The 1,002-nt window shown below is 68.8% G+C and carries 1 protein-coding gene; it reads right to left on the reverse strand.

What is annotated here, in order from left to right:
- On the reverse strand, positions 1-1,002 hold a 1,002-nt coding region (locus tag HUK84_RS19955; RefSeq protein ID WP_246285793.1), incomplete at both ends, for a transglycosylase domain-containing protein.

Here is a 1,002-nt window from a genome sequence, read left to right on the forward strand (position 1 = left end):
CGACCGGCCCGCGCCAGCCGCCATGCGCGCGGTCATAGGCCATCAGCCCGTCACGCACCGCCTTGGTCGCGATCTGCTGCAGGTGCGGATCCAGGCTGGTGTGCACCGCCAGCCCGCCCTGCATCGTCATGTCCTGGCCGTAGCGCTCGATCAACTGGCGGCGCACCTCTTCGGCGAACCATTCCGAACCCGGGACCGGCCCGGGCCGGACGAAGGATTGCGGCATCAGCGGCTCGGCCTGCGCGGCGCGGGCCTCGTCCCAGGTGATCGCCCCGACCTCGGCCATGCGCTGCAGCACGAAATCGCGGCGTTCCTTGGCCTGCTCGGGATAGCGGTACGGGTTATAGTTGGTCGGCGATTTCGGCAGCCCCCCCAGGAAGGCGGCCTGCGCGATGTCCAGTTGGTCCAGCGGCTTGTTGAAATAGGTCTGGGCCGCCGCCCCCACGCCATAGGCCCCGGCCCCCAGATAGATCTCGTTCAGATAGATCTCCAGGATCTTGTCCTTGGACAGGGTCTGCTCGATGCGGATCGCCAGCAGGGCTTCCTTGGCCTTGCGCGCGAGCGACACGGCGTTCGAGCCCAGAAGCATGACGCGCGCCACCTGCTGCGTGATGGTCGAGGCGCCGAGCGGACGCCGCCCCTTGCGCATCGTCAGATCGGTCAGCGCGGCCCGGGCGATCGCGAACGGATCGACGCCGCCATGGCTGTAGAATTTCTGGTCCTCGACCGCGATGAAGGCGTTCTTCACCCGGTCCGGGATGGCGGCATAGGGCACGAAGATCCGGCGTTCCGCCGCCAGTTCCGCCATCACCCGGTCGTCGCCGGAATAAAGGCGGCTCATCACCGGGGGCTGATAGGTCCGCAGCCCGTCCACGGTCGGCAGGTCGGCCACCAGCTGCTCGTATTTCGTCCATACCGCGAGGCTGCCGGCCGCGACGACCAGCAGCAGCAGCGCCAGCCCGCCCCCCAGCAGGCGCCGTACCAGGCGATAGCGCGGCCGGC

The organism is Nguyenibacter vanlangensis (assembly GCF_013376155.1).
Lineage (GTDB): Bacteria > Pseudomonadota > Alphaproteobacteria > Acetobacterales > Acetobacteraceae > Gluconacetobacter > Gluconacetobacter vanlangensis.